General features: G+C 63.2%; 4 protein-coding genes and 1 pseudogene. 3 read left to right on the top strand and 2 right to left on the bottom strand.

The genetic code is table 11. The annotated features are described in order from the left end of the window. From VW23_RS05660 to VW23_RS05650, 3 genes and pseudogenes are all read left to right on the top strand, one after another. The coding region (locus tag VW23_RS05660) for an aldo/keto reductase (RefSeq protein WP_141728232.1) at positions 1-945 on the top strand (945 nt) is incomplete at its 5' end. A gap of 117 nt (positions 946-1,062) precedes the next feature. Beyond that, positions 1,063-1,701: pseudogene (locus VW23_RS05655) on the top strand (magnesium chelatase domain-containing protein); the annotation flags it as partial. 71 nt (positions 1,702-1,772) lie between these two features. After that, positions 1,773-3,335, top strand: a complete 1,563-nt coding sequence (locus VW23_RS05650) for a recombinase family protein (protein ID WP_069908617.1) — start codon at positions 1,773-1,775, stop codon at positions 3,333-3,335. 153 nt (positions 3,336-3,488) lie between these two features. Here VW23_RS05650 and VW23_RS05645 read toward each other — a convergent pair whose 3' ends face one another. Beyond that, positions 3,489-4,688: an XRE family transcriptional regulator gene (locus VW23_RS05645; protein WP_069908616.1), complete on the bottom strand. Its 1,200-nt coding sequence runs from the start codon at positions 4,686-4,688 to the stop codon at positions 3,489-3,491. A gap of 3 nt (positions 4,689-4,691) precedes the next feature. Continuing rightward, entirely contained in the window at positions 4,692-5,327 is a 636-nt protein-coding gene (locus VW23_RS05640; protein WP_069908615.1) for a hypothetical protein, read from the bottom strand. Positions 5,328-5,496: the final 169 nt, after the last annotated feature.

The raw sequence follows: 5,496 nt of genomic DNA, 5'->3' as shown, positions 1-5,496 counted from the left end.
GCCCTACGCCCCGCCCCGCTCGCCAATAATCCGTTGCCCCTGCTGCCGATTGCGCAGGGCGGCTCGTGGTACGCCAAAGACGCGACGGACACCGATCTGCTCGGCGCACTGAATGCCGCGTATCTGGCTGGAATACGGCACTTTGATACCGCCGCGGGCTACGGCAACGGCAGGTCGGAAACTCTGCTCGGCCAGTTCCTTCAGGGCAAGCGGGAGAGTGTGTTTCTCGCATCCAAGTCGCACACCGATGACCTGACGGCCGCCGCCGCTATTGCCGAAGTCGAAGGCAGCCTCAACAGGCTCAGCGTGGACTTCATCGACCTCTACTACATTCACTGGCCCCGCGCCGGCAGGGATATGCGCCCGGTCATGGAAGGTCTCGAAACCGCACGCGCTCAGGGCAAGATCGGTGCCGTCGGGGTGAGCAACTTCAGCGTCGCACAAATGGAGCAGGTTTCCGAGGTCGGCAGCATCGAAGTCCATCAACTGGGCTACAACCTGCTGTGGCGGTATGCCGAAGCTGAAGCAATTCCGTACTGCCTCGCCCACGATATCGCCGTGGTGGCCTACAGCCCGCTGGGTCACGGGATCCTTACCGGCAAGTTCGGCCGCGATCCGGGCCTGATGGCCGGTGACCAGCGTCACTCGATCCTGCCATTCAGGGCTGACATCTGGCCGCATGTGCATGCCGGCGTGGAGCAGATGAAGCGGCTTGCCGCCGAACTCGACCTGCCGCTTTCGACCCTCTCGATCCGCTGGATCCTCGGCCAGGTCGGCGTCAATTCGGTCGTCGCAGGAGGCCGGACGAAGGAGCAGGTGGCAAGCAACGCGGCGGCACTCGAGGCGACAATCCCAGCCACGGCGTTCGAAGAGCTTGCCGATATCAGCGATGCGATCATGGCGCACATCCCGGACGCCGGAAATCTCTTCAACCACTATCCGTAGGCACCGACTCGGCGCTCCGGTCGCAGCCGGAGCCAGCCATCGATCTGTTCCCTAAATGTTCTTGCCTAGCCCGCAGACCTCCTGCTAGCGTGCCGCCCAGGTGTTGGGGGCAGTACGATGGTCACGCGGGTCGCCACCGTGGCGTTTCAGGGGATCGAGGCGGTGCCGGTGGATGTGCAGGTGCAGATTGCGCCTGGGCTGCCCAAGTTCTTTCTTGTCGGCCTGCCGGATAAGGCGGTGAAGGAATCGGGCGAGCGGGTGCGTGCGGCGCTCTCTGCCTCCGGCCTCAGCCTGCCGCCCAAGCGGATTACCGTGAACCTCGCCCCGGCCGACCTGCCCAAGGAGGGCAGCCATTACGACCTGCCGATCGCGCTCGGGCTGATGGCGGCGATTGGCGCCATTCCGTCCGATGCGCTCGAAGGCTATCTGGCGCTGGGCGAGCTCGGGCTCAACGGCCACCTTGCGCCGACCGCCGGAGTGCTGCCGGCGGCGATCGCCGCGCTGTCGCGCGACATGGGGATCATCTGCGCCGAGGCCTCGGGGCCGGAAGCGGCGTGGGCCGGTGAGGACCTCGAGATCGTCGCACCGCCGACGCTGTTGGCGCTGGTCAACCATCTCGGTGGCTTTCAGCTCTGCAGCCGCCCGGTGGCGCGGCGGCGGGCCGAGCCGGCTGGGCTGCCCGACCTCAGCGAAGTGCGCGGCCAGCAGGTGGCGCGCCGAGCGCTGGAAGTCGCGGCCGCGGGCGGCCATAACCTGTTCAGTATGTTGACATAGGACCCTGGCGTCGCTCATGGGTAAGGTCTACGCGGCAATCCCACGTGAGACCGATGCCCAAGACGACCAACAGTCCTAAAGCCTACTCCTACGTCCGCTTCTCGACACCCGACCAGCAACGAGGAGATAGTCTCCGTCGCCAGACCGAAGCGGCATCGAAATGGGCCGCTAGTCGGGGAGTTGAACTCGACAACAGCAGCTACCAAGACCTTGGCATCTCCGCGTTTCGCGGTGCCAACGCCGAGACCGGTATGCTGGGGGAGTTCAGGCGGGCCGTCGAGGACGGCATCATTGCCAATGGCTCATACCTGTTGATCGAAAACCTCGACCGACTGTCGCGCGACAAGCCTCGGAAGGCGGTCCGCCTGCTGGAGGAGATTTGCGAGAGTGGTATCACCGTCGTCACCCTCGCTGACCAGAAGGAGTACTCCGTCGCGGTCCTCGATGAGGACCCGATGGCGATGATGTGGGCGCTCATGACGGCGATGCGAGCCAACGAGGAGAGCATCACGAAGTCGCGTCGAGTTCGCGAGGCGTGGGGGCGACTCAAGACCCAAGCCGCGACCCACAAGCGACCAATGACAAAGCGCGTCCCCGCGTGGATGACACTCAGCGATGACCGGAGCGAGATCAAGCTGATCGAGGATCGGACCGAAGTCGTTCGCCGAATTTTTCGGGAAGCCATTGCCGGCGCGGGACAGCACCGTATCGCCCATATGCTCACCACCGAGGGTGTACAGACGTTCGGCGAAGGTAAGCGCAAGTCCTCGGTGTGGCAGAGGTCCTACATCAAGAAGATCCTGTCGAACCCAGCCGTCATCGGAACGCTGGTGCCGCACAGTACCCGCGTCGTGAACGGAAAGCGGGTTCGGGACCCTCTCTCCCCGGTGAAGGGCTACTACCCTGCCGCCATATCCGTCGAGGTCTGGGAGCGGATAAACGGGGTCGGAGGCCCCGCCGTCAGCCCGCGTATGCGGGGCAAGACGGGGGAAGTGTCGAGCCTGTTGGCGAGCCTCGCGACCTGTCCGCTCTGCGGCTCGACAATGACAAGGGTAAACAAGGGGCGCGGGAATGGGGTCCCCTACCTCGTCTGCACCAAGGCCAAGTCGGGGGCGGGGTGTCGGTATCGACAGGTACGAGTTGATGGCGTGGAAGATGCGATACGGGAAAGGGCCTCGGAGCTATTTGTTAGTGAGATGCCCGCTCCTGACGAGGCACTCAACATCGAACGGGACAAGCTCGCAATGCAGGAGCATGCCACGCTGGAGAGCATCGACCGGCTGCTCGACGAGATAGAGAGGGGCGGAACGTCTCGGGCATTGCGAGAACGACTGTCGCTGCAGGAAGGCGCCCTCGTAGAAGCACGGGCCGCCCTCGCGAAGGCCGAGGAGAGGATTGGCGGCGACATCCGCCGATCCGTCGAACTGCGACTTCGGTCTGTCGTCGAGGCGTTGGAGAAGCCAGACGAGTCGCCTGCAACGATCAACCAGGCGCTGCGGCAGACCTTTAGCAAGTGTGTTGTGAACTACCGCACGGGGTACCTTGAGTTCCACTGGCGCCACAGCGAGCGGCCCACTGAGCTTGTGTTTGGGTGGCCCGAAGAACTCGACGACTGAGAGGTCGTGAAGCCAGCTACGGACGGCCAAGGTGCCCTTGAGAGGACAGGCCTCCGTCAGAGCATGCGGCCTAGAGAATGCTGGGCTTTTTCGGCCCCGCAACGTGGGCGATGTGTGACACCTCCCGGTGACAATGGCGAGCCTGCGATGGAGCTACCGCCGCCGAAATGGAACGACCGTGGATGGCACATCATGTGTCCGCCTCGCCTCGGGCTTCATCGCCACCAGCCCTACGACATTGCTGGTCGAACTGAGGTAACCCTTCTGCAAGCCGCACAGCTCCTCAATGTCCCGTTCCCGCAAACGCATCAGCTCGATCACGTCAGCCTTCGCGAAGCCGCCGTCCTCGACCAACATCGTGACGCCGCGCGACAGGACGCGAGGACGTTCGAGCGGCAGCTTGTCGTCAAGCGGCTCCCCCTTCCTCCAACCCTTAGCCGAGATATGCTTCCACAAGCGACTGGCATACTCCGGGCTAATGAGGTCGAGCGTGCGGGCACGCATAACCATCGCCCCGACCGACACCCGCCACCGTTCTTTGAGGGAAAGAAATGAGGCGAGCGACGGAGACCACACCTCCGAGCTGAACGTCTCGGCGGGCATAAGGAAGGCGCTGGCGAACAGGAAGGCCTGTCTCTCGATTTCCTTGAAGTCAGCCGGGCTGTTCAACTCCGTCATTTTGACATGCCGATGAAGGACGAGATGGCCGAGTTCATGCGCAGCGTCTAGGCGCTGGCGAACGGTGACTGGAATGTCCGCCGCAAGCAGGATGTACGGGCGATTGTCTTTGCTGTTCCAGTTCGAGAGGCCGTCCAGCTTGTCGGTAGCGGCGGCCACGACCGAGACGATGATACCCGCATTCTCCAAGACCAGGAGCAGATCACCTATAGGCCCCGAGCCAACACCCCACAGCGCCCGCAGTTCTCCGGCCGCTTCCTCGATGCGCTGATCAGAGAGCTGCCGATGCGAAGTCACCCCGAGCTGCGGAACGTTCACTGCGGGGAAGTCCAAGTGGTCCTGCAGCACGCCCGAGACCTCCTGCTGCCACAGCATCTTTGCCGACATCCGCGAGCGCAGTGTTTTTGTCGCGGCCGACATCGAGCGAAAGAAAAACGGGTGAGGTGACTGGTGCGGCTCCATTCCGAGCAGCCCCGACACCGGTACGTTTAGTGCGGCAGCCAGCGCCTGTAGCGCATCCGGTTCAGGCGACTGCTCGTGATCGTCATTTTCCCAACGCGATACCGACTGGCTGCTTCGACCAACAAGCTCCGCAAGCGCCACCTGTGTCAGCCCCCTTGCTTCTCGAGCTAGCCGTAGGCGGCTGGGTCGGAAACCGGGCGTACCTGTTCTCATCACTCACTCCTTACGCGGCTTCAACCTGGGCACTGCGACATCCTTCACTTCGACCGTGGGCTGGCCGACGGTAGGTGCAGACCTGTCGCGGTACATCGCCAACAGGTCAACGATGCTGGCCCGGAACAACCAGCGGCGCATATCAGGCGACGGCACTCCGAGACCAAGGTACGCCGGCACCGTGGGGTCCACGCGATGTTCGACGGTGGAGATGACCATTGCGCACATCAGGTCATCCGGGGCTGGCGCGATTTCTTCCAGCAGCGACGGGTGCGGTGGGTCCAGCCACTCGTTGACTGCCGCATGGGCCTTTCGAAACCCGGTGGGGCGGGGGGTGCCCATATGCTTTTGCACGTTGCATCGGACCATCACGACGTCGTCGTTTCTGGACATGGAGTAACGTCCACCACGCGGCTCGGTGTGGTACCAGTTCCCATCCATTCCGGCCTCATTGGCCGCCCGGCGGAAGGCATCCTCGCAGAGGGCGTGCCGCAACTGCGACGCTGTCGCCGAGACCTCGGGCGCTGCTACGGTCTTCGTCGCGGTCAGCCACGCGGTCGCAAATGCCGCATCGGTGTACTCGGTCAGGAACTGGAAGAACGCTTCAGGCACGGCTCGGTACAGACGGTCAAACGGCATCGCATGAACCCGCGTAGTTTAGACTCAGGGGAAACTACCTCAAAAAATGTGCGTTAACAAGCTGATGTGACGGCACAGGCATCGTTTTGTGAGCGACGGCGCCAAGCGTGAGCGTGATGGGGCTGAACTCAAAATCTCATAGAGATTTGCGGAGGCATATGCCCCCAAC

Origin of the sequence: Devosia insulae DS-56 (assembly GCF_000970465.2) — a bacterium.
In the GTDB taxonomy this organism is placed as follows: domain Bacteria; phylum Pseudomonadota; class Alphaproteobacteria; order Rhizobiales; family Devosiaceae; genus Devosia_A; species Devosia_A insulae.
Note: the sequence above shows the minus strand (reverse complement) of the source record. Positions and strands in the feature narration are given on the sequence as shown.